At 66.4% G+C, this 23,334-nt stretch carries 19 protein-coding genes and 1 pseudogene; 17 read left to right on the top strand and 3 right to left on the bottom strand.

Going from position 1 to position 23,334, the window contains the following annotated elements; genetic code table 11:
* The first annotated feature begins 169 nt into the window (after positions 1-169).
* From ACQ86G_RS18295 to ACQ86G_RS18280, 4 genes are all read left to right on the top strand, one after another.
* Positions 170-2,035, top strand: coding sequence for a carbohydrate-binding module family 20 domain-containing protein (locus tag ACQ86G_RS18295; protein ID WP_431256649.1), 1,866 nt, complete (start codon positions 170-172; stop codon positions 2,033-2,035).
* A gap of 444 nt (positions 2,036-2,479) precedes the next feature.
* Positions 2,480-3,388: a hypothetical protein gene (locus ACQ86G_RS18290; RefSeq protein WP_431256648.1), complete on the top strand. Its 909-nt coding sequence runs from the start codon at positions 2,480-2,482 to the stop codon at positions 3,386-3,388.
* Between the two features lie 159 nt (positions 3,389-3,547).
* Entirely contained in the window at positions 3,548-4,102 is a 555-nt protein-coding gene (locus ACQ86G_RS18285; protein WP_431256647.1) for an NIF family HAD-type phosphatase, read from the top strand.
* A 121-nt stretch (positions 4,103-4,223) separates the two neighbouring features.
* Entirely contained in the window at positions 4,224-4,712 is a 489-nt protein-coding gene (locus ACQ86G_RS18280) for a hypothetical protein (protein WP_431256646.1), read from the top strand.
* Between the two features lie 253 nt (positions 4,713-4,965).
* Here ACQ86G_RS18280 and ACQ86G_RS18275 read toward each other — a convergent pair whose 3' ends face one another.
* Complete coding sequence (locus ACQ86G_RS18275) at positions 4,966-5,478, bottom strand: DUF4145 domain-containing protein (protein WP_431256645.1); 513 nt, start codon at positions 5,476-5,478, stop codon at positions 4,966-4,968.
* A gap of 479 nt (positions 5,479-5,957) precedes the next feature.
* Here ACQ86G_RS18275 and ACQ86G_RS18270 point away from each other — a divergent pair, with 479 nt between their 5' ends.
* Entirely contained in the window at positions 5,958-8,972 is a 3,015-nt protein-coding gene (locus tag ACQ86G_RS18270; RefSeq protein ID WP_431256644.1) for a patatin-like phospholipase family protein, read from the top strand.
* 383 nt (positions 8,973-9,355) lie between these two features.
* Here ACQ86G_RS18270 and ACQ86G_RS18265 read toward each other — a convergent pair whose 3' ends face one another.
* A complete protein-coding gene (locus ACQ86G_RS18265) occupies positions 9,356-9,742 on the bottom strand; it encodes a hypothetical protein (protein ID WP_431256643.1) in 387 nt (128 codons plus the stop codon).
* 581 nt (positions 9,743-10,323) lie between these two features.
* On the opposite strand from ACQ86G_RS18265, the gene ACQ86G_RS18260 reads away from it, so the two are divergent.
* The 3 genes from ACQ86G_RS18260 to ACQ86G_RS18250 all read left to right on the top strand — a co-directional run bounded on the left by ACQ86G_RS18260 (position 10,324) and on the right by ACQ86G_RS18250 (position 12,515).
* On the top strand, positions 10,324-11,049 hold the full coding sequence (locus tag ACQ86G_RS18260) for a hypothetical protein (RefSeq protein WP_431256642.1): 726 nt from the start codon (positions 10,324-10,326) through the stop codon (positions 11,047-11,049).
* A 13-nt stretch (positions 11,050-11,062) separates the two neighbouring features.
* Positions 11,063-11,422, top strand: coding sequence for a hypothetical protein (locus tag ACQ86G_RS18255; protein WP_431256641.1), 360 nt, complete (start codon positions 11,063-11,065; stop codon positions 11,420-11,422).
* A gap of 154 nt (positions 11,423-11,576) precedes the next feature.
* Entirely contained in the window at positions 11,577-12,515 is a 939-nt protein-coding gene (locus ACQ86G_RS18250) for a glycoside hydrolase family 6 protein (RefSeq protein ID WP_431256640.1), read from the top strand.
* 97 nt (positions 12,516-12,612) lie between these two features.
* On the opposite strand, the gene ACQ86G_RS18245 is transcribed toward ACQ86G_RS18250, so the two are convergent.
* On the bottom strand, positions 12,613-13,506 hold the full coding sequence (locus ACQ86G_RS18245; protein WP_431256639.1) for a TetR/AcrR family transcriptional regulator: 894 nt from the start codon (positions 13,504-13,506) through the stop codon (positions 12,613-12,615).
* A 46-nt stretch (positions 13,507-13,552) separates the two neighbouring features.
* On the opposite strand from ACQ86G_RS18245, the gene ACQ86G_RS18240 reads away from it, so the two are divergent.
* The 9 genes and pseudogenes from ACQ86G_RS18240 to ACQ86G_RS18200 all read left to right on the top strand — a co-directional run bounded on the left by ACQ86G_RS18240 (position 13,553) and on the right by ACQ86G_RS18200 (position 23,250).
* Positions 13,553-14,737 (top strand): MFS transporter, encoded by a 1,185-nt coding sequence (locus tag ACQ86G_RS18240; RefSeq protein WP_431256638.1) that lies wholly within the window; start codon positions 13,553-13,555, stop codon positions 14,735-14,737.
* A 140-nt stretch (positions 14,738-14,877) separates the two neighbouring features.
* Entirely contained in the window at positions 14,878-15,330 is a 453-nt protein-coding gene (locus ACQ86G_RS18235) for a DUF2147 domain-containing protein (protein WP_431256637.1), read from the top strand.
* Between the two features lie 23 nt (positions 15,331-15,353).
* Positions 15,354-16,238 (top strand): TorF family putative porin, encoded by an 885-nt coding sequence (locus ACQ86G_RS18230; RefSeq protein ID WP_431256636.1) that lies wholly within the window; start codon positions 15,354-15,356, stop codon positions 16,236-16,238.
* A gap of 101 nt (positions 16,239-16,339) precedes the next feature.
* Positions 16,340-18,004, top strand: a complete 1,665-nt coding sequence (locus ACQ86G_RS18225; RefSeq protein WP_431256635.1) for a xylulokinase — start codon at positions 16,340-16,342, stop codon at positions 18,002-18,004.
* A pseudogene (locus tag ACQ86G_RS18220) lies at positions 18,001-18,662 on the top strand (class II aldolase/adducin family protein). Before ACQ86G_RS18225 ends, ACQ86G_RS18220 begins: the two are co-directional and overlap by 4 nt.
* A gap of 118 nt (positions 18,663-18,780) precedes the next feature.
* Positions 18,781-20,211 (top strand): aspartate aminotransferase family protein, encoded by a 1,431-nt coding sequence (locus tag ACQ86G_RS18215; RefSeq protein WP_431256634.1) that lies wholly within the window; start codon positions 18,781-18,783, stop codon positions 20,209-20,211.
* Positions 20,208-20,846 carry a hypothetical protein gene (locus ACQ86G_RS18210; RefSeq protein WP_431256633.1) on the top strand — a complete coding sequence of 213 codons (639 nt, stop codon included), beginning with the start codon at positions 20,208-20,210 and terminating at the stop codon, positions 20,844-20,846. Before ACQ86G_RS18215 ends, ACQ86G_RS18210 begins: the two co-directional genes overlap by 4 nt.
* A 195-nt stretch (positions 20,847-21,041) precedes the next feature.
* On the top strand, positions 21,042-21,524 hold the full coding sequence (locus tag ACQ86G_RS18205) for a hypothetical protein (protein ID WP_431256632.1): 483 nt from the start codon (positions 21,042-21,044) through the stop codon (positions 21,522-21,524).
* Positions 21,525-21,753: 229 nt separating this feature from the next.
* Positions 21,754-23,250: a carbohydrate-binding protein gene (locus ACQ86G_RS18200; RefSeq protein ID WP_431256631.1), complete on the top strand. Its 1,497-nt coding sequence runs from the start codon at positions 21,754-21,756 to the stop codon at positions 23,248-23,250.
* Positions 23,251-23,334: the final 84 nt, after the last annotated feature.

Raw genomic sequence — 23,334 nt, 5'->3', positions numbered from 1 at the left:
TACATAGGCAAACGGCGCTACTTAGTAGTTTTCCTACGCATCCCCGGCACATGCAAGCTTAGAGTTGCTGCACTTCTCCGCTGTGGAGAAGCGGCCATGGCATGCAGTCGATTGGCCGACACCAGCCGCCCCACGACGAGGGCGGCGGTCGATCAACACAGGAGACCACATGCCCCAGCTGCCCTTCTCGAGCCGCCGGCTCGCCCACGCCCTGACGGCCGCCGCCGGCGTCGCTCTTGCCGCGTTCGGCAACCCCGCGCAGGCGCTCAATCCGAACAGCACGTCGGTGCAGATGTTCGAGTGGGCCTGGCCTGACATCGCCACCGAATGCACGCAATGGCTGGGGCCCAAAGGGTTCGGCGGCGTGCAGATCTCGCCGCCCGGCGCGTCCAAGAACGCCAACGGCTGGTGGGGCGTGTACCAGCCCGTCAACTACACCAACCTGACCAGCCGCATGGGCACGCCCGCGCAGCTGCAGAGCATGGTCAACGCCTGCCATGCGGCCGGCGTGCGCGTCTATGCCGACATCGTCGTCAACCAGATGGCCGACGGCAGCGGCACCGCCACCGACGGCTCGACCTGGAACGCCGCGACGCTGAGCTACCCCTTCTTCAGCGCCAGCGACTTCCACGCCAACTGCAACATCAACGACGCCGACTACAACTCGCCGGCGGGCCGCAGCAACGTCCAGAACTGCCGCCTCGGCGGCCTGCCCGACCTGGCGACCGAGAGCAGCTACGTGCAAGGCCAGATCGCCAACTACCTGAAGGCCCTGCTCGCGCTGGGCATCGACGGCTTCCGCATCGACGCGGCCAAGCACATGCCGGCCGGTGCGTGGACTTCCATCCTCAGCGCCGTGAAGGCGACGTATCCCAAGACGCTGCAGGGCGAGGACATCTGGGTCACGCAGGAGATCATCAACGACGGCGAGGTGGACCGGCCCAGCTACCTCCCCAACGGCACGATCAACGAGTTCCAGTTCCCGTACGCGATGCGCGACGTGTTCCGGGGCTACAACGGCAACACCCTGTCCAGCCTCCCCGGCATCATGGGCACGTGGGGCAACTGGGGCGGCAGCTGGGGCTTCCTCCAGCCGCAGAACGCCACGGTCTTCGTCACCAACTGGGACACCGAGCGCAACGGGAGTTCGCTGAACATCAACAACGCGGCCAGCAACGACGCCGCCAACCAGCGCTACACGCTGGCCAACGTCTTCATGCTGGCGCAGGGCTATGCCGAGGCGCAGCTGTATTCCGGCTTCAAGTTCAGCAACACCGACGCCGACCGCCCCACGGCCAGCCCCTACAGCGGCGGCGTGCCTCAGATCAACGTGACGTGGGACTTCGCCCACCGCTGGACGCCGCTGGCCAACATGGTGGGCTTCCGCAATGCCAGCATCGGGCAGGCGCAGCAGAACTGGATCGCCGGCGACAACGGCAACCAGGTCGCCTTCAGCCGAGGCAACGTCGGCTTCGTCGCGCTGAACAACAGCGGCAGCGCCTGGACCCGCAGCTTCGCCACCGGCCTGTCCGCCGGCACCTACTGCAACGTCATCAACGGGACCAGGAACGCCGCGGGCACCGGCTGCACGGCCGATTCGGTGACCGTGGACGCTGGCGGCAACGCGAGCTTCACGGTGCCCGCCAACACCAGCGGCGGCACGCCCGCCGTGGCGATCTACACGGGACAGAAGGTCAGCGGCGGCGGTACAGGCAGCTGCGCCGTGACCTTCACGATCGCGAATGCCAGCACGGTCGTCGGCCAGAACCTGCGCGTGGTGGGCAGCGTGACCGGATTGGGCGCCTGGGCGCCGGGCTCCGGCTTCGCGCTGACCATCCAGGGCTCGGGCGCCAATGTGCCGTGGACGGGCACCGTCAGCCTGCCCGCCGGCACGGCCATCCAGTACAAGTACGTGAAGTGGAACGGCTCGGCCGCCGTCTGGGAAAGCAACCAGGCCACCAGCAGCGGCAATCGCGAGTTCACGAGCTGCGCGAGCGGCTCGCAGGCGCGGTCTGATGGGAACTTCAAGTTCTGAGCACTCCAGCGGGCACATGCGCGCATCGAAGTTCCCCGTGCATCACATGCGCGGGGCAGTTCCATCGGACGGGTGATCTGGTACGCCATCGCCCCGCAAGACCTGGCACTCCGTGAAGAGCTGCGGCGTCACCGTCGGCGCTGCGACGCGGGCTTGAGCAGGTCGCCGTGGGCTGATGCAGGCAGGCCAGTCATTGCCTGCATTGAAGCCGGAACCGCACGGCGCCTTTGAAACACCGCAGTCCATGAATTGCCGGTTGAAGGCCACGGCTGCGCGAGTGAGCCAAGCCTGCTTGCGCGTAATCGCCCGTAATGGTTCGGCCGGAGAGCGCTACCTACATTGAGTTCGCACCTGCGTGCCCTCATCGAGGCACGAGCAGGCACAAGCGTCTGTGCAGGGTTGTCCACACCTGCCATCCCTTCTCTGAACTCAAAAGGAATCGTCATGAACGCCACACGAACCCTGCTTGTCTCCGGCTCACTCTGGCTGGCGGCCGTCGCCCACGCCGCCACAGGCTGGACGCCGACCATCACGCCGCAAGCCGCCGGGGCCGGCGGTGTGCCGAAGTACAAGATCAGCGGCAAGAAGGACTCCGGCTGCGAGCTGAGGATCGGCGCCACCAGCTTCAAGGGGCAATCCGCCTTCAACGGCGTCTTCTCCGGCACCGATGATTTCTTCACCAACTGCACCGGGGACGCCGAGGCCTTGAGTGTGGCAACGCCGACCGCACCGGGCATGCTGAACATCGGCGTGCCTGTCCTGGCCTATCTGTTCAATGTGCCCGGTCTGCATGTGTCCGATGTGGTGGCCATGGACGGCAGGACCGTCCTGGAGCGGGTTGCTTATCCGTGGCCTGCGGTGATGCAGAACTCGCCGAAGCTGCTGTCGAACATGCTGGACAAGGGCTTCTCCGTCACCTTCGGAACGATCCCGAAGGGCACGGTGCTGTATCACGGCACGTCGAAGGCGGGCGCCGACTCGATCTGGAAGAGAGGCTACGACGTGTCGGTCAGCGACACTGAACTGGGTAGGGCGTTTTACACGACGTTGAACAGGGATCTCGCCGAGGAATACGCCACCCCGGCAGGTGTCGTCGTGAAGACCGAGGTCAAGGCAGACCAGTGCTTCGCGCACCTGCATGACAAGATCAAGAACGATGTCGGCGGGTTCGTGTGGAATCGTCCTGTCGATTCGCTGCGCAGGCTGCTCACATGGTCCGGTAAGGGCAATTGCGTCCTGAGCCGCGGCGAAGTCACCGGGCCGGGCGCCGGTGCGTCCGGAACGGAGTACGCCTTCTGGACAACCGGGCAGACCACCACGCTGACGCCGCCGGTGAGAGTGCCGCTCAAGTGAGAGGCTTCGCTCAGGGGAATGAGACAGCGGCCAGCAATGGCCGCGTCATTCAATTCCTTGCGCACTCCACGCGGAACCGTCGGGACATCGAACATCCGGAAGCTGATAGGCTCGCACAAGCCGAATGCTCGTCCCCCCGAATCACACTCGTACGCATCCATGTCGCCGCGAAAGCTTCTGGTTCTTGACCTCGACGAGACGCTCATTCACGCAACGGAGATTGAGCTTGCGCATCCTGAGGATTTCCGTGTCGGCCCGTACTTCGTGTACCGGCGGCCGCATCTGTCTGCGTTCCTGAAGACAGTTCTGGAGGATTTCGATGTGGCCGTGTGGACTGCATCCGGGGAGGTTTACGCTGCAGCAGTGCTTGAAAGACTCTTCGAGCCTGGCGACCTGAAATTCGTGTGGTCGAGTCAGCGCTGCACCACGGCGCGAGATTGGACGACCGGGAACTACACGACCATCAAGAATCTGAGCAAGCTCAAGCGGCAAGGCTACGCAATGAGCGCCATCATTGCCGTGGATGACACGCCCTCCAAGTACGCAAGAAGCTACGGGAACCTGGTGACCGTCAGTGAGTTCCTCGGCAGTCCGGATGACAACGAACTCCCGTTGCTGGCGACGTACCTGCGATCTCTTCTGCCGGAGCCGAATGTGCGGACCATCGAGAAGCGCGGGTGGCGATCCAGGGCAGAAGCATCCTCCGACGCCTAGTTCCGACACTCTTCGGAGTTCCGCTTTCAGCTCGACGCCGCGACGGCAACTCGGCGGAATCGGACCTTCTCACGAGGCAGACGACAAGGGGCTTGTCGATGCCGTTCGCCACAATCGAGTCATGGCCCATCTTGAACTAAACGCCCCGATCATTTCCGGACAATCGGCAGCCGGTTTTCAGCTTGGAATGAATGTCGGCGACATCGAGCCACTGCTGACGACGGCGGTCAGATCACCCGACCTTCCGCGTCCGATCAATGCTCAGCTGGCAACCGGCAACACGTTTGTCGTTGTGGACGCGGACGATCAGATCAGGCAGGTGTTCTTCGGTGAGCATGTGACGCTCGCATTCAACGCGCGAGGCAGGCTGTACTGCATCTCGCTCTCCGGTAAGTACCTTGGGACCTACCTGGGCAAGCATGGGATCGGAACCCCCATGAAAGATCTTCAAGAGCAGCATCCGCTTGATTACGACGAAGGCGACGAGATGAACTACCCCGAGGCGCAATTGGCCTGTGGCATCTCCTTCGGCGGAAGCTGCTGCCCGCTAGAAGATGATCCCGAGCAGACCATCGTCTGCATGACCGTCCACGATTGGTCTCACCAGTAGCTCGCGGCTCGCAATGTGCTCCGAGGTGGCGTTTGCTCTCAGGTAGGAGCGCAAATGGTCCGTTGAAGCTTTCGGGATGGCCGATGGTGATCGAAGTCTGACGGAGCCTTGGGCAGCCGGTGAGCGGCTTCAGTCTGAAGCCGACGACCGCTCTGCAGCGGAAGCTGTCCTTCGCGTTGCCGAACTCGAGGTCCGATAGCGGAGATTGGACGCTATAACTGAGCCGCGAGCGGCAGCTCAAAACGGTCAGGCATCACTTTAGTGGCCCCTTCTTCTTATTCACTCTCTTCGCAATGGCCTTGAGCTTTTTGGCTTTGGCTTCGTAAATCTCAGAGAGGGCGTGCTCCAGAAGGTCATATGTGGTGCGAACATCACCTGAGTTAGGCTTTTCTCCATCATGACTCCCTGCGTTTCCTAGCCACTTAACCGCAAGTAGCATGTCCTTCAGCTCGGCGTGCTTGGGAGGAAGTAGTTGGATTCGCTGATGCAAGTTCACGGGCTTCCTCTTGCCTTTCACAACGACAAACCTCTTAATTCCGAGGTCTGTTAAGACCGCCTCCACCGCTGCGCGCGTGCAGTTCAGCGCTGCGCCAGGATCCGCAAAGAAGATCGCAAAAGACTCCATCAAATGAGCTGTGGCCTCATCCGGACATTTGATCGGGATATCCATCAAGACCAATGCGGGGCTGAAGTACTTTGGCGTGAATTGGTCGTCCGACGATTGCGCCCATCCGTGCTCTTCATCTTCATATTCGAAGAACTCCACACGGCCCTCTCCGCAACAGGAAATCAACTCCTTACAGTCGGCATCAGTGCACTCAAAGACGCAAGAGAAGACGTACCTGATCCAATCTGGTTCCCAGGCGTCATGCGCGTGATCCCGCCGGCTCTCGGACGTTTCCTTGTGCACGAATGTCGTTGGCAAAAGCGCTAGGTGACCGACTGAGCACTTCGGGCAGCGCCACTTTGGAACGCGGTTCTGGGTGAATGGAAGGTGGTAGGGGGTACGGTCCATGGTGCATATGATGCCCAACTTCGACGCTGTAGGGAGATGCTGCGAAGCAGACGTCGGTGAACTTCCGCTCTCAGCCTAGCGCTGACTTCAGCCAACCTCCCCTGAATCAACTCTATCGGGGTCAGGATGACCGCTGCTTGGAAGGTGTTGATCGGGCTTGGCCGGGTCTGGACTCAGTGGCATCAGAGCGACAAAAAATTCCTGATGAGAAAACGTGCAGGGAGAATGTGATGGACAAGGAGCAGACGCCTCCGGCAGGCGTATCAGTAGAACACTTGACCGAGCTGTTCGGCAGGTATCTCCGCCACAGTCTTGAGGAACACGAATACCCGATCCTCGCGGATGCGATGTGGGGTGAGAGCGATCCGTTGGACCGAGCGTTCATGCAGCGGGTGCTGAGCGAGCCACCCATACCCGGTTCTGTCTTCGCACCCCAGGAGCTCCTGGTCGTGCTGATGTTGGAGGCTCAATCACAGAACGCGCTAGAGCCGACGCAGATGGGCATGGCGCGTGAGCACTTGAGGCAGGTGCGGATGGCGATCTGTTACTGTCTTAACGAAACGGTCTCGCGTCGCACGCGACTGGCCACTGCCTTCAACCAGCTAGCGGAAGCTTCGTTCGACCCATCTCTGCCGACCTCAACAACGCACTTGATGTGGCTCGCAGAACTGGCGTATCGCCTGAGTGACGAACTTGCTGGCCAAGAGGACGCAGACTATCGGAACCTGTTGGCGGACGTCGGTCGCGAGGCGGCTCTTGGGCTGGCACCTTTTTGCCGATCCATCTCCGAATTCCATGCGCTGCTAAGGCAGTTCTGCGATCTCACCCTCAGGCTCGAGGCGCCTTTGCGGGGGTCAGCGGAAGGGGACGCCTGGGAAGGCGGAGTTCAGAGGGCGTTGGACTGCTTCCGGATTGGCGTAGCGAATGCGCGCACCGTCGAGCACACCGCTAATGATGAGGATGGAGCGGCAGAAGAAGCTATGGAGAACATCCTGCCCTTGGTGCGCGCTGCGGTGTTTCAAAGCTCCGAGGTGCTTTCGGAGTGGCTGGAGCTGTACCGTGAGACGCCGATCACCGCGTCTGGTTTTCTGGACAAAGACGACGGCGTTCAGGAACTGTTTCAGACCCTCCTAGTGATCGCACGGGCGCACGTGGCACGAGATCGGGCTGTTGATCCTTCACTGCGTGCGGTCCTGTGTGTGCTGCGAGAAATGGAGCTTCGCAGGCGTGTGACATACGCTCACCTGCGACAGTTCGATCAGATCGAGACCATAAGAATGATGCAGGAGACGCTCGAACTGCTGGCGAAAGGCGAGCGCACCGCCGAAGAGCAGAGACGGTTGGAGGAGTTGGAAGCCAAGGCCGACGCGCGCCGACCGCCAGAGTTGGTCGTTGATCCAGCGACCCTGTCTGGGGCGATCGACGATCTGCTGGTGCCTTACACGCGTCGCGGCTTGGCGTTGTCCGGCGGCGGGTTTCGTGCAGCATGCTTCCATCTTGGGGTACTTGCGGCGCTGGCTGACCGAGACCTGCTGCGTCGGGTGGATATGTTGTCTTGCGTCTCCGGCGGTGCGATCGCAGGCGCAGCGTATGCAGTTCGCTTGAAGGCCCTGCACACCACCAAGCATGATCTGGAAATCACAGTTGATGACTACCGGACATTGGTCGCCGATCTTGTCGACGTCTTCATTCGCGTGACCGGGATGAACCTGAGGGCGGCCGCGTTTAGAAGCCCACGTGCGATCTGGCGCATGTGGTCGTCGCCCAACTACACGTTCAGCGAGCGAATCGCTGATCTGCTTGACGATCACCTGTTCGCCCCTCTCGTCAGATCGAATCCTAAGTATCGCGGCGTTGACGAGGCGAAACTGAAGGCACTGCGGGTTGCCGGTCTCAACTACTCTCAACCAACCGGGCTGGCATTCAGAGAGAACCTGGGGAAGAGCGAGACCATCTGGCCCCTCACGCCCTGGGACCTCATGCAGGCGCCCCTTGGGGAGCCGGCTAGATTTGAGGTGGACTCCAAGCGGAATGGGGCCAGAAGATCCAAATGTCCCGAGCTCTTCATCAATACGACGGCACTCAACACGGGTGGCGGATACATCTTTTCCACAAGCGGGAATGGTGAGCCGGTCAATGAGCTGAGAAGGGAGATCTCCAGCCGGCCTACCTTGCGGTGGCGGCGCTACGGGGACATCAGTGCTGGCGGTGACATGAGACCAGAGAGCTTCAGGATCTCAAGGATCGTGGCCGCATCTGCCAGTGTGCCCGGCCTCCTCGCACCAATCCTGTTCCGGAGGACCGGCCAGGAGGCCTTGCTCGCACTCGCTGATGGCGGCGTGTGCGACAACCAAGGATTCAATCCATTGTTCTCGAATGGCTGCAACTGGATTCTTGCAAGCGACGCTGCTGGCCAGTTGAAGTTCCAGGCATTTCCAGAAGTCGCCAATATTGAGGTCATGACCCACTCGACGGACGTCTTGATGGAGCGGATACGTGAACAGTCGTACAGCATGGCTCACAGACTCGCAGCTGCCCAGCCCACCATCAAATTCACGGCGCTGCACCTGACTCGGGGGCTTACTGATCCCTCGCCGCATGGTGCATTTGATCTCGATGAGCGCCTTGCCGACCTGACGCGGTCGCTCCGGCGTACCACTGAATTTGGCGTCGATTCGGAATGTCAAAGGCTGCTTGCCAGCATGCGAACGGATCTTGACTGCTACTCGGAGGCTGAAGCGCTCAGTCTGATGGCTGACGGGTATCTGCAGGCGAGCCATTCCCTGGACGACGGAGCTAACCCCTCAGCGGAGCCGGCGCAGAACTGGAGATTTGGAAAGCTAATTCCGAAGCTAGAGAAGTTCGAGCAGGACGGCGACTTGGCCACGGTGCTTGGTGCGGCCAGATATCGGGCTATGCGCCTGCCGAGGTTGGTCGCGGCGAAGCTTGGTTTCGGCGCCGCTGGTCAGCGCTTCGTGTTGGCTACTTTGTACTTGGCCGCACTTGTCCTTGCTGGGACCGCCGCATTTGTTGGACCTGCAAGCGGAGCGACGGGGCATGTGCTTCGATGGCTGTTGCTCTACCTGCTCGCGGTGTTCCTGGTTCACAAGCTCCCGCCGACGAGCTTCAAGCGCTGGCTCTGGAAGCTCGCCTCCGGGCCGTTCTTGCTTGCAGCCATGTTGCACTCATGGGCGGTCATCTACGCCTGCGATCCCCTGTATCGCAGGCTCTGCCGACTGAAGTGAGACCACTGGGCGCGAGTTGCGCACCGAGCTCGACGCGAGTGCCGTCTACCCTCTCGACCGGCGGTGCGCGGGTTCTAAGTCGCCGAGGGTACGGTTGGACTGCGGTGTTGCAGGCGTTCGCCCTACGCCAAGCATTGCCCGGTAAGCGTCCTGTGCCTTGGGATAGAGCGATCACTTCCGGGTATGAAGCCGCCGGACCCAACCAGGGCACCCAACGGCCAGTCTTCGTGGATGCTGCCGTTCAGGCACTGACATGCGAATGTCTCAGTTCAGCCTGAAGCCGCCGGCCGCTCCACAACGATCGCAAACGCTGTGTTCGGGCCACGGAGGACTACTGAACAATGACACCCAGTCGCGACCTCAATCGACCCATTGCCCAGCGCTCAAAGCACGCCCACTCGTTGCGTAACGCAAACCTTCTTTCCCATTGCAGTCGCCGCACGGGCGGCCACGATTGAGATCTGCGCGCCGTCGATGGAGCGCCCGATCGAACGCGTCCTGCCGCCGTTCAGCCTCAGGCACAAGACCCACCATTCGAACCTCTTCCCGTTCACGAAGTGCTGGATGTCAATGCATTCAACAGCAGAGAACACCGTCAGCAGCCTCCCGGCGTAGGAGACCCGCTGCGATCGTTTGTCGAAATCTACAAGCCATCCGTCCGCATTCAATCGCAACTGGTTCTGGTCCTCGATGTCGATCTCCACATCCGAAAGGGTGACCAGAAAGCCGCCGGGCATGAAGGCGAGGATTTTCTTGAGCGACAGCGCCATGATCTCTCTTGTTCTCCCAGTGGCTCTATGCCGAACGCCGACGGACTTTGCTCATTCAAGCACCCCGATCACGGTCCCGTGAGCGTTGCCTCCGCCACGCAGTGGCTTGGCTCTCGCGGCAACCATGAGGACTTGCAGAGCAGGTATCGTAGGTGGCCTCGAGTGCTCACCGCATTCTGATGCAGACCCAGGGTGCGTCGCGGCACGGCGATACTCCAGACTGCCCCTGACAGAGGAGAGGCAATGCCATCGGAGCAGACGAAGCGGATCACCGCATGGCTGATCGCGTCGGCGGTGATCGGCTTCACCGTGCTGCTGATCGCCATACGCCCCACCCCCGAAGCGCAGCAAGCCGCCTGCGCGCAGCAGTGTCGGCCGCGGCACGGCACCTGGACGCCCGACCCCACGCTCGCGGCGCGAGGACACCGCCGGGAGAGGCGTCCCGTCCGTTTGCCTCTGCCGCTGACGTCCCCCACCCTCGGGACGACCGGCCAAGAGTCATTTGCACCCACCCCACCAAGCCGGCAACATGGGCCGCTCGCCGCCGGACTTCTCCGCGGCGCCCCTGCAGGGAGCTTCCCATGGCACGTGCTTGCGTTCCCGGCCCCATCGGGCTCGACACCGCCCGGCTGATGTCCGATCCGGGCACGACCTGGCTCGGCGACTCGCCCCGCCCCGGCCCGATCGGCCTCGACGCCTCCGCCGGCGACAACTGGCTGCTGGTGGCCGCGGACTTCACACCGCCCGCCCACGCCCCGTCCGTCCCCGCGCCGCGCAAGCCCATCGCCACAGCCGACGGCGGCGAGCGCGGGCTCACCACCGGCGAGATCGCGATGGCCCGCCTGCTCTTCAAGGACGCGCTCGACTACACCGTCATCAAGGTCCACAAGGACGAGTACCTGCCCTTCGGCCTGCAGCCCGACGACACCGCCATGACGCCCAACGGCGAGATGTACTTCAACAAGGCCTACTTCAAGGAAGACTTCTCCCAGGGCGAGGACGGCGACAAGCACTGGTTCATGCACGAGATGGTCCATGTGTGGCAACACCAGCTCGGCTATTGGGTGCGCCTGCGCGGCGCGATCCGGATCGGCCTGTCCTACAAGTACGAGCTGAAGGCCGGCCAGACCCTCGGTGACTACAACATGGAGTCCCAGGGCGACCTGCTCGCGGACTACTTCGCGCTCAAGCACCTCAGTTCGCCCGATGCCATGAGCCAGAGGCAGTACGCGAAGAACCTGCCCCTTTTCGAAGAGGTGCTCAAATCCTTCATCGCCAATCCCGCCGACAAGGCCAACCTGCCCTGAGTCGAGCACGCCCATGACGTCCATGAAGTCGATGAAGCCACTGCTGCTGCTCGCGCTGTCCGCCTGGATCTGCTCAGCCTGCGCCACGTCCCGCCGCGGCGAGGCCGAGGTCCGCATGGAAGGCGGAAAGCCCTGTTTCACGCTCACGGCGAAGGAAGCGAAGCGCGATCCCGGCGTGAGACTGCAGGCAGTGATCGTCTCCGATGCGTCGTCCAAGCCGGTGACCAAGGTCTGGTCGCTGGGCATCGATCCCGCGCAGGGCGCGCCGATGTCGAACGCGAGCTGCATCGCCTATGGCCAGGTGCCCCCGGCGCTGAAGTCAGCACGCCACCGGCCCCGCTGCTGCCAGACCGCGTCTATCTGGTCTTCCTGAACGGCCGGCCCTCCGATCCGTCCGATCCGACGCATGGCTACGGGGCCAAGTTCTGCCTCGCCTCCGACGGCGCGCAGGGCCAACGGCTGGTCCCGCTCAAGCCCGGTTCCCGCGAATGGATCGACGAGGTCTGCCGCTGATGAGAAAGACTGTCTTGCGAATCCTTCCTGCCCTGCTCCTCGCCGTCACCGGCATCGCCCACGCCGCCGATTTCTACGGCGACCCGAATTCAGAAGCCCAGAAGTGGGTGAAGGCCCATCCGTCCGACGGTCGCGTGAACGACATCCGCGACCGCATCGCCAATCAACCGGGCGCGCGCTGGTTCGGCGACTGGACGACGGACATCGGCGCGGACGTCGCGGGCTACGTCGGCCGCGCCACCGCCGCGGGACGCACACCCGTCCTCGTCGCCTACAACATCCCGAATCGCGATTGCGGCGGGGAAGAGAGCAGCGGCGGCGCGGCGTCGGCCGCCGCCTATCGCGACTGGATCTCGACCTTCGCCTCCGCCGTGGGCGCGACGCGCTCGGCCGTCATCGTGCTTGAGCCCGATGCGCTCGCGGACCTGGGCGGCACGAAGTGCGAGAGCCTCAAGGCCACCCGCCTGTCGCTGCTGGCCTATGCCACCGAGCAGTTCAAGAAGAAATCGCCGCTGAGCAAGGTCTACCTCGACATCGGCCACAGCAGCTGGCTGTCGGCGGCACAGGCCGCGGATCTGCTGGGCCAGGCCGGCATCAAGGACGCGCGCGGCTTCTCGCTCAACGTTTCCAACTTCAAGACGACGCAGACCGAAACCACCTATGGCAAGGCCGTCGCGGCCGAACTCGCCAAGCGCGGCTTCGGGACGAAGACCTTCGTCGTCGACACCAGCCGCAACGGGAACGGCCCGCCGCCCGTCTATGAGGGCAACTGGTGCAACCCGTCCGCGCGGAAGATCGGCGTGGCGCCTTCGATCTCGCCCGCCGGCGAGTCCCCCGAGATGCGCCTGTGGCTAAAGAACCCCGGGCTCTCCGATGGCCAGTGCGGCACGAGTGCCGCCAAGGCGGGGATCTTCGATCCCGAACTCGCCTACAAGCTGATCCACGGGTACTGAGGGGCGGCGGGCAGCCAGAGCCCCGTCACATCGACCGACGCGTCGACCATCGCATCGGTCTTCGAATCATCGGTCTTCGCATCGGTCGTCGAGGCCGTCAGTGCATCACCTTCGCCAGGTGGCTCGCCATCATCCCGGCCGTGATGCGCGCGACCTCCTTGGGCTTGAGGCTCTCGTCGAAGAGCATCTCCACCGTCGCGTAGATCAGCTCCACGACGATGCGGCTCGCGAGCTTGAGCTCCGCGCGCTTCGCGCCCGGCAGCGCCTTCACCAGCAGCCGCGTCTGCGCCTCCGTGACCGCCGCGTGCGACGCCAGGCGCACCTCCTGCAGCGCGGGCACGGCCCGCATCGCCCGCATGATCCACACGCCCGCCGGCGTGTCGCGCGTGGCCGCGTAGGTGTCCAGCAGCAGTCCCGCCAGCGCCTCCTCCAGCGCCGGCACGCCGCGCTGCACCACCTCCACCGACATCCACTTCGCGACGCACTCGTTCTGGCGCTGCATCAGGCGCTGCCCGAGCTCGAACAGCAGCGCGTACTTGTTCGGGAAGTACCGGTAGAGCGCCGGCGGCGACAGCCCCGCCCGCATGCAGACGAGGTTGGTGGAGAGCCGCTCCACGCCGACCTCGATCAGGGTCTGCGCCGCCGCCTCGAGGATGCGCTCGTAGGTCTCCGTGGCGCGCTGCTGCGCGGGCAGCTTCTTGGCGGCGAGCGCCGGTGCCGCCAGGGCATCGGGGACGGCATCGGGGCCGGTCTCGGAGTCGACACCGTGCGCCCCTCCGCCCCGGGCGCGATCGCCGGTGCGAGGACGAGCGCGGACGCCGGGACGTCTGCGGGGATCTTGCGGCGCGAAGCAGTCATAGGCGTGGGCATCGGCGTGGGCATCGGCATGAACATCGATGGGGGCATCGATGCGGGTATCGACGAGGGCGTGGCGGGCTTGGGCTCTCCGGGATTCTTCCAGTGTCGACGAGCACGCCGGAAAGATAGCCATGACTATAAGATCTCCGCTCATCTTCCAACGCATGGTTTGCGCCGAGATGAGCACACTTCCTTTCGCGGTTCCGGCTCCCACCTCGACGCGCCGCCGTGGCGCGCAGGCCCTGGCGATCGCCGTCGGCTCGGTGGCGCTGCTGATGCTCGGCCTGCAGCCGCTGCTGCTGGGCGCCCTGCTCGAAGCCGGTCATGTCACGCTGGAGGGCGTCGGCCTGGTGGCGATGGGAGAGATCGTGGCCCTGGGCCTGGGCGTCCTGATCGGCGACCTGGCGCTGCCGGTGCGCTCGCTGCGATCCGTCACCGTCCTGGCCGCCCTCGCCGCGGCGGCGCTGAACCTCGTGACCATGCGCGTCACCGGTGATCTGGCCCTGGGGCTCGTGCGTGCCGGGGCCGGCGTCGCCGAAGGCCTGATGGTCTGGAGCACCACCGCCGTCATCGTCCGGGCCGCCGTGCCCGAGCGCCTCGCCGGCCTGTTCTTCGTCGTGCAGACGCTGGCGCAGTCGATGCTCGGCCTCGCGCTGGCGCACCTGGTCCTCCCCGTGTCCGGATGGCCGGGCGGCTTCGCCGTGCTGGCCGGACTCTGCGGCGCGGCCGCCCTGCTCGCCCTCCTCTTCGCACGGCCGCTCGGCCCGCTCACGCCCACCGTGAGCCAGGCCGGCATCGGCATGACCTGGACCCGGTACCGCGTCGGCACGCTGCTGCTCGTCTTCCTGCAGCTCGCCACCCTGGGCGCGCTGTGGGCCTATGCCGAGCCGCTGGGCACGCGCGCCGGCTTCTCGCCGCTGGCCGTCCAGACGCTGATCGCCGCCGGCCTCGGCATGCAGGTCGTCGGCGGCAGCGTCGGCACCTGGCTCGTGCGCCGCCTGCCGGTGCGTCCCGTGCTGCTGGGGTGCGCGGTCGTGCTCGGGTTCAGCGCGCTCGCCATCGCGAGGACCGCCCAGGGCGGCACCGTCGCCTTCGCCGTCCTCTGCGGCCTGTTCACCTTCACCTGGCTGTTCATGCTGCCCTTCCAGATGGCGCTCGCCTTCCGCGTCGACGGCAGCGGGCGCGTCGCCTCGCTGGTGCCGGCCGCCCAGCTCTTTGGCAGCGCGTTCGGGCCGCTGATGGCCTCGCTGGTCGTCACCGGCGACGAGGTCGCGCCGGTGCCCTTCGTGGCCGCCGCGTTCGCCGGGCTGGCGATCCTCGCGCTGCCGCTGACGCGCTCGCCCTCTCGGCACGCGGTGGACTGACACCGCCGCCCTTTCCGAAGGCAGCAGCGCCCTTCTTGCTCCGACAGGGTTTCTCCGCAAATCCAATTCGATAGTCATCGCTATACCATAGCCATCACTATCCAATTGACGCGAGGGCAGGCCCCTCCGGAGAGGACGCGATGGCAGCTCGACCCGCCCTTTCTCGACGAACCGTGATCGCCGCGCTTTGCGTCACGCTGTTCACGGCATTCATCCCCGGCCTGGCGATGGCCATCGGCCCGGACGACGCCAAGGGCCGATGGCTGAGCGCGGACGGCGGCGCCGTCATCGAGTTCAAACCCTGCGACGACAAGCCGGCCGCGCTGTGCGGCCGCATCGTCTGGGACAAGGACGCGGGCAAGGCCAACGACACCTGCGGCATCCAGATCGCACAGCTGGACCGCTACGAGAACGAGGCCTGGCGCGACGGCTGGGTCTACGACCCACGCGACAAGAAGAAATACAAGGGCGCGCTGCGCGTGAAGGGCGGCGACCTCTACATCCGCGCCTACATCGGGACCGAGATCCTCGGCCAGACCGAGCAGATGAAGCGCGTGGCGGAGCTGCCTGCCACGCCGGTCTGCAAATCCTGAACACCAGAACGAGGAGACAAGAGATGAACCACAAGATCGCCGCGCTGACGACCTTGACCGCCCTCGGTGCCCTCTGCCCCTTGGCGGCTCACGCCGACGAGTCCGGCACCGCCACGATGGGCATCGAGACCGAAGTGAAGCTGCTGTCCGACCTGCGCAACCGCGGCGTGTCGGACTCCGGCCGCAAGCCCTCGCTGCAACTGGGCGTGCAGCTCGCGCACGAGTCCGGGATCATCGGCCTGGCGCAGCTGTCCACCGTCAGCAAGAAGGCGTTCACCGACGGCGACGGCTTCAACCTGCTGCTCGGCACCGGCTACCGCTTCGGCGATCCCGACGGCTGGCACTTCGGCGTCGGCCTGGCCAAGGAGTTCTTCCCCGGCGCGAAGTTCGACGCGCCCCACGGCATCGACATGGAGGCCGGCGTGCCGGTGGACTTCCGCCGCACCCGCTACGACACCGCCTACGCCGTGCTGGAGATCGGCTGGGGCAAGCTCGAAGGTCGCATCCTCAACGTGCTCTCGCGCACCTACCGCGGCGCGGACACCGGCGGCGTGTGCGGCCAGATCCTCGTCGCCGGCGTCGACCCCACGCCGGCGCTCGAGTGTTATGCGCGCGGCGACCAGAACTCGCGCGGCAGCCTGCTGTACGACCTGACCTACCGCCATCCGCTGACGCCCACCACCACGCTCAACCTGCATGCGGGCACGCAGAAGATCCGCCACTTCAAGGAGGCGGACTTCAGCGACTACTCGATCGGCGTCACCCACGTGCGCTGGGGCCTCAACTTCACCGCCGAGTGGGTCGCCACCAGCACCCATCGGCCGGAGCTCTTCATGATCCCCGACGGCGACGGCTGGAAGCGCCAGGACAACAACACCGTCGTGGTGTCGGTGTCGCGCAAGTTCTGATGACGTCGTCGGCCACTGCGCCCGTTCCGCCTGCGTCGCCGGCTGCCTCGCCCTCGCCCTCGCGCGCACCCTCACCCTCGCCAGGCGCTTCGAGTCCCTCCTTGTCGTCCGCCCCTGCCGCGGCACCGCTGGTGCTGGCGGTGGACCTCGGCACCAGCGGCTGCAAGTGCGCGCTGGTGACGCTGGCGGGGGACGTGCTCGCCTGGGCTTTCCGTCCCGTCCCCCTGCACATCGACGGCGCGCGGGCGGAGCAGGATCCGCAGGCCTGGTGGCAGGCGTTGCTCGACGCCGCCGGCGAAGTGCTCGCGCCCGACGCGGCGCGACGCCGGCGCGTGGTGGCGGTGTGCTGCTCCACGCAGACCGAGGTGACCGTCTGTCTCGGTCACGACGGCCGCGCGATCGGTCCGGCGTTCAGCTGGCTGGACGCGCGCGGTGCCGCCGCGATCCGACGCCGTCTGCGCGGCCGCTGGCTCAACATCGAGGGCTACGCGCCGCGCAAGCTCTGGCGCTGGCTGCGGCTCACCGGCGGCGCGCCGTCGCTCAGCGGCCGCGACGCCGCCGGCCACATGGCCTTCATCCGCGACGAACAGCCCGCCGTCCACGACGCCACGCGCTGCTTCCTCAATGCGCTCGACTACCTGAACTACCGCCTCTGCGGTCGCGTGTGCGCGACGCAGGATTCCATCCTCACCAGCTGGGTCACCGACAACCGCGATCCCTCGCGCATCCGCTACGACGACGGCCTGATCCGCGCGCTGGGACTGGACGCCGACAAGCTGCCGCCGATCGTCCGCTCCACCGACGTGCTGGGGCCGCTGCTGCCCGAGGTCGCCGCGGCGCTGGGACTGCCCGCGTCCACGCCCGTCGTGGCCGGCGCGGTCGACACCTCCGCCGTCGCGGTCGGCGCGGCGGTGTCGGATTTCGAGACCCACCTCTACCTCGGCACCTCGTCGTGGCTGGGCGCGCATGTGCCGACCATGCGCACCGATGTCCGCCACAAGATCGCGGCGGTGCCCTGCGCGGTCGATCAGCGCTACCTGGCGCTGGCGCTGCAGTCGACGGCCGGCGCCAACCTGTCCTTCCTGCGCGACCGCATCCTCTACCACCCCGACGAGCTGGCGTCCGACGAGGAACACCCCGCCGTCTACGAGCTGCTCAACAAGATCGCCGCGCGCGTGCCGCCCGGCGCGCGCGGGCTGATCTACACACCGTGGCTCTTCGGCGAACGCACGCCGGTGGACGATCCGCTGCTGCGCGCGGGTCTGATCAACCTCTCGCTGGAGCACTCGCGAGAGGACATCTTCCGCGCGTTCCTGGAGGGCGTCGCGCTGAACACGCGCTGGATGATGGCGCCCTTCGCGCGGCTGCTGGGGCGCTCGCCGGGCACCATCGCGACCGTGGGCGGCGGCGCGCAGAGCGACGTCTGGTGCCAGATCCTCGCGGATGTCACCGGCCAGCCGATCCGACAGCTCGAGCATCCCATCCAGGCCAATGCGATCGGCGCCACCTACCTCGCGGGCATCGGCACTGGCGCGCTGCGCTTCGCGGACCTGCCGGCGTTGCGTCGCACGCGCCGCATCTACGAACCGACCGTCGCGCTGCGCAGCCTCTACGACGACAAGTTCGAGGCCTTCAAGGAAATCCGCGAGCGCCTGGCGCCGCTGTATCACCGGCTCAATCGCGTGCCCGGGACGACGACTGCGGCAGCAGCGGCAGCCGCCGCCACCAGCACCGCGACCGGCACGGCGACGGAAGGCTCGACATGAAACACGAGATCGCGCGCCGGCACGTGGTGGACCTCTGTCTGCGCCTGTCCGAGCGCGGCTACTTCGCCGGCACCGGCGGCAACCTGATGCTGCGCATGGACGACGGACTCGTTGCCGTCACACCGTCGGCCACGGACTACCTGGTCATGCGGCCCGAGGACGTCTGCGTGCTGCGGCTGGCCGATCTGGCCGTCGTCGACGACGCCAGCAACGGTGAACGCAAGCCCTCCGTCGAGACCGCCCTGCATGCGCGCGTGCTGCGCGCGCGGCCGGACGTCGGCTGCAGCGTCCACCACACCAGCCGCTGGCGAGCGCCTGCGCGCTCATCGGCCAGGCGCTGGCGGTGCCGGAGGCGCACCGACGCTGGCTCGGCACCGAGGTGCCGGTCGTCGGTTATGCGCCGTCGGGCACCGCGTGGCTGGCGGGCAAGCTGTCCAAGGCCGTCCGGCCCGATCGACAGGCCTATCTGCTGCGCAACCATGGCATCCTGTGCTGCGCGGCGGACAGCGCCACCGCGCTCGACGCCGTCGAGCACCTCGAGGCCCTCGCCCGCGACCTGCTCGCGGCGCGCATCGACGAACGCGCCCGCCGCGAGCCCGGCCTCATGGCCCGGCTCGCCCCGGTGCGCGATCTGCTGCTCCATCTCAAGGGACCGTGATGTCTACGCTTGCCTCCGCCCCTCCTCCGGCGCCGCCGCCGCTGATCCCGCGGCGTTCACGCCAGGCGACCGCCGTACCGATCCGTCGCACGGCGTCCTGCCGCCCGACGCGCCCGCGGTGCCGGCCTGGCCCGACACGCACGCGCTCTACGAGCGCTTCGCCGCGCTGGTCAACCAGCCGATGCGACCGATCCGGCCGGACGCGATGCCCAAGGTGCTGCGCTGGTTCGACGATCACTGCGCCGGATCCAAGCGCCTCGCGGCGCAGGCCGCCACCGTCATTCCCGGCGGCGTGCAGCACAACCTCGCCTTCAACCATCCGTTCCCGCTGGCGATCACGCGGGCCGAGGGCGCGCACCTCACCGACATCGACGGCAACCGCTACATCGACTTCCTGCAGGCCGGCGGCCCCACGCTGCTCGGCAGCAATCCGCCCGCGGTGCGCGCGGCGGTGCACGCGCTGCTCGACGACTGCGGCCCGGTCACCGGCCTGCTGCACGAGTACGAGGTCAAGCTCGCCGAACTCGTCTGCCGCCACATGCCCGGCGTGGAGATGCTGCGCATGCTGGGGTCTGGCACCGAGGCGGTGATGGGCGCGGTGCGGCTGGCCCGCACGTTCACGAAGCGCCAGCGCGTGATCAAGATCGGCGGGGCGTACCACGGCTGGAGCGATCAGCTCGTCTACGGCATGCGGCTGCCCAAGACCGGCCGCATGGAAGCGATCGGGATCCCGCGCGGCGCCGCGGCCAACACGCAGGAGTGCCTGCCCAACGACCCGGAGGCCCTGCGCCGCATGCTGCGCTGGAACCGGCTGCGCGGCGGGACGGCGGCGGTACTGCTGGAGCCCTTCGGTCCGGAGAGCGGCACGCGGCCCGTGCATCGCGAGTTCAACGCGCAGGTCCGCGCGCTCTGCGACGAGTTCGGCGCGCTGCTGATCTTCGACGAGGTGGTGACCGGCTTCCGTGCCGGCATGGGCGGCGCACAGGCCTACTTCGGCGTGACGCCCGACCTGACGGTGCTCGGCAAGTGCCTGACCGGCGGATACCCGATGGCGGGCGCGATCGGGGGCAGGCGCGAGATCATGATGTCGCTGGTCGGCGGGATCGGGACGACATCGCGGCGGGCTTTCGTCGGCGGGACCTTGTCGGCCAATCCGCTCAGTTGCGTGGCGGGCTACCACGCGCTGCTCGAGGTGGAGCGCACCAATGCGCCCGCCGTGGCCGGCCGCGCCGGCGAGCGCCTGCGCCGGGGACTGGACGAGATCATCCAGCGGCGCGGACTGCCCTACGTGGCCTACAACCTCGGTTCCATCGTGCATCTGCAGACCTCGGGCGTGCTGCTGCTCGACACGAGCAGCCTGTGGAAGCTGATCAAGGTCAAGGACGAGGCCAAGCGTCGCAAGCACATGATGGAGGAGATGGGGGCGGCGTTCACTGCACACGGCCTGATCTCGGTGGCGGGCAGCCGGCTCTACACGAGCCTGGCCGACACCGACGACGTGATCGACGATGCGCTGAACCGCTTCGACGACGTGATGGCGCTGACATGAGCGGCGAGGCGTTTCCCGACACCTGGCGCAGCCTTCGGCAGCGGCTGCTGGCGCGCGGGCTGATGCCGCAGCCTTCGGACAGCGTGTCGCTGCGCGATCCCTCGAGCGGACGCATGTGGTGGGGGACCGCCATGGATGCCTCGATGCAGGCGCTGCCGCTCGATCCAGGCCCGCAGGGGCCCCCGACGGTTGCCTTGCATCGCGCGGTCTACCAGGCACGCCAGGACGTCTGCGCGGTGCTCGTCGGCGGCGGCCCGTTCTGCCGGCAGATGTCGGCCTTCGGCGGCTGGATGCCGGCCGTCTTCGACGAACAGATCCGGCAGCTCGGCCACATGGCGCCTCCCACCCATGACCTGTCGCAACTGCCCGGCGCGCTGGCCGAGGGTGGCAACGTGGCACTGCATGCGGGACAGCTGCTGCTGCTCGGCATGACGCCGTCGCGACTGGCGCTCAACGCGGAGCTCTTCGAGAAATGCGCGAAGGCCTGGGTGCCGGCAACGGCCAGTGGCGCGAAGCTTCGCACGCTGCCATGGATCGTCCGCCACGTTGCCAACGGCAGGCTCATGAAGGAAGAGGCGCGGGCGCGGGAGCAGGTGCGGCGGGGGCTGCGGCCCGAAGAGACGCGCGGATACTGAACGGAGCGAGGACTGCGGCGGCCGCTGGCCCTCACCCCGACCCTCTCCCGCAAGCGGGAGAGGAAGCAATGCGGGCAGCTGCGCGCGGATACGGCGCCCGCCATCCAACCGCCTTCCGCGTCCGTTCACCGGCGTCATCCGCAGGCCGCGACACGCGTTGGCCATGGGTCGGTCGATTCGATTACAACGCTGCTGATGAACAAGCCCAAGCCGCCGCTTTATCGCAAGGAAAACACGACCGCGCACACGATGCGCGATCGCCATCGCGCACGCGACTTCGGCGACACGCGCAACACCAAGGCAGAGCAGATGTCAGACGCCACGCGTCGCCCCATGCATGGCAAGGAGCAACGTGGCCGTGACTACACGCCGCTCTACCGGTTCCTGCTGTCCAAGGTCGGGCAACCGTGGTCGGAGGTCCATTCGGAGGCCGTCAGCAGACTCGATCGTCCCGACCCGATCTTCTGGATGGTCGCGCTGCACGAGGACGATCGGAAGGACTACGTGTGCACCGGGGAGTCCAGCCATTTCAGCGGCCTCTACGTCGATGAGGCGGGCCTGCTGCAACTCGTGAATCCCGACGTCGGCCCGTCCACCCTGGCGCCGACCTGCCGCTGCTGCACGCACACGTTCAACGGCGTCCCGTTCACGAAGACCTATCGTTATCCCGGCGATTGAACGCGCCCGACCCTACCCCTTTCGCGGTAGCTCCAACGCGCAGACGTTTCGCCGCTCGCATCTCATTACCGCCCGTCACACCCCGCCGGTTTTCAGGTTCGTAAAGTCGCCTCGCACTCATCAGCGGAGCTTCAAGAACATGACCGGACTGGACACCTCCACGCGCCACGCACGCTCGCCACAAGCGACCTCTGCCCGCCGTTTCCGATGGACGCTCGCGCCCCTCCTCTTGGCCGCGCTGACGGCCTGCGGCGGCGGCGAAGGGCTCGATCCGCGCGTCGTCGCGCAGGGCGCGACGTCCAAGGCCGATGCGACCGACGCGAGCGATGCGACCGATGCGATCGATGCCACCGTCGCGCAGGACGACAGCGCCCGCGCGACCATCCAGGCCACCGCCCCCGCGAAGTTCCGCCACCCCGGCATCTTCATGAGCCAGGCGCGGCTCGACACCTTCAAGGCCGCCGCCAACTCGCCGTCCGGCAGCGGCATCAAGACGGGCTACGCCGTGGTGCTCGCCGACTCGCGCAGCAACTACACGTATGCGCATCAGGCGCTGACCACCGTCGAGGTCGTCGGCAGCGCCCGCGGCCCGCAGGAGTCGCGCTTCAAGAACGACGCGATGGCCGCCTACCTCAACACCCTGCGCTGGGTGAAGACCAACGACGTGCGCCACCGCGACAAGGCCGTCGCCATCCTCAACGACTGGGCCGCGACCTTCCGCGGCTTCACCGTCGCCTCCGGCACGAACGCCGCGCAGGTCCAGCTCGAGGCGGCGTGGATGCTGCCGGTGTGGATCAGTGCCGCCGAGATCCTGCGCCACCACGGCGGCGGGCTCGGCAACTGGCCAGCCGCTGAAGTCACGCGCTTCAACGGCTTCGTCGACCGCCTCTACACCGAGACCGCCAAGGCGCAATCACGCGTCAACAACTGGGCCGTCTCCGCCGCGCTCGGCATGATGGCCACCGGCGTCTACCAGGACAACCCGACCCGCTATGCCGCGGGCCTGACGCGGCTGATCGAGATGATCCCGGTGTCGATCTACGGCAACGGCGAGATCAACGAGCTCAAGGCCCGCGACTGCTGGCACCCGCAGTACAACCTGATCGGCATCGCCCAGGCCGCCGAGATGGCCGCCAACCAGGGCGACAACTCGGTCTGGATGCACAAGCCCAACGCCAAGGACGCGCTGCCGCGCCTGGCCATGGGCCTGGAGTACATGGCCAGGTCGCTCACCAACGGATCGGGCGTGCGCGACTGCCGCAACTATCACACCGAGTCCGGCTATACCGAGCTGGCGCTCAACGGTTACGTCAGCCGCGGCGTCGCCATCCCCAACTTCCAGTCGTACGTGCGCTCGCACGGCCCCGACCAGGGCGGGTACGAGTTCCTCGGCTGGACCACCGCCACCCACGGCACCGACACCAGCGGCGCCACGCCGCCGCCGCCCGCGCCTTCTCCAGCGCCCTCCCCGGCCCCCGCGCCTTCTCCGGCCCCGTCCCCTGCGCCCCCGCCCTCACCGGCGCCCGCTCCGTCTCCTGCGCCTGCGCCAAGCTGCGCGGCCTGGAGCGAAGGCAAGACCTTCAACGTCGGCACCGTCGTCAGCTATCAGGGCAAGACCTACAAGGCCCTGGTGACGCACACCGCCTGGGCCGGCGCCGGCTGGACGCCGGCCTCGACGCCGACGCTGTGGACGCCGACGTCGGCCAGTTGCGGTAGCGCCAGGTAGCCCTGTTCCAGACAGCGGACAGCGGGTGGCCGACCGGACCGCGCCGGGCCTGCCGGGCCGGCGCGGTGCGCCCGAGGAAGACGC

The organism is Roseateles chitinivorans (assembly GCF_050632145.1).
In the GTDB taxonomy this organism is placed as follows: Bacteria; Pseudomonadota; Gammaproteobacteria; order Burkholderiales; family Burkholderiaceae_C; genus Roseateles; species Roseateles chitinivorans_B.
The sequence above is the reverse complement of the archived record's forward strand: the minus strand, read 5'-3'. Positions and strand labels throughout refer to the sequence as shown.